The following is a 432-nucleotide window of genomic DNA, read 5'->3' on the forward strand; positions in this document are numbered from 1 at the left end:
CTTGGATCAAGGAAAACGTATCAATGCCATTTGACTTCGACGGAGAACAGCAATTCATATCAGACTTGAAACAGTTAGTTAAAATTAACGCTTTGAAGTTTGGTAAAATATATGATGGAGTATTAAATTGAAAGTTAAAACGCTAACTAGAAGCATGGCTTTAAATGAAAATATAGTGGAACAAATAAAAATTTACTTCGGGATATTTTCAGGAAATGCTATTCTTGATATAAAAGACATGGATAATATTTCTGATTTAGAAGAAGATTTACTCATGTTTATTGAAGATAATGAGGAAGTTAATTCTTTTTCGTACGAAAATGGACTATTATCAATATCACTTAAATAGTAAAGGGGAATAAATGACAACACTAAGAGAATTGCATAAAAAACTTAAAATTAAACAAACGCTTGACAACTACGTACGCAACA

1 protein-coding gene is annotated in these 432 nt (G+C 29.4%); it reads left to right on the forward strand.

Annotation, left to right across the window (positions count from 1 at the left end):
• Nucleotides 1–154: 154 nt before the first annotated feature.
• The gene (locus L979_RS16025) at nucleotides 155–349 is read left to right on the forward strand and encodes a hypothetical protein (RefSeq protein WP_156125604.1); all 195 of its coding nucleotides are present in this window, start codon (nucleotides 155–157) and stop codon (nucleotides 347–349) included.
• Nucleotides 350–432: the final 83 nt, after the last annotated feature.

Origin of the sequence: Kocuria sp. ZOR0020 (assembly GCF_000800955.1) — a bacterium.
Lineage (GTDB): Bacteria > Actinomycetota > Actinomycetes > Actinomycetales > Micrococcaceae > Kocuria > Kocuria subflava.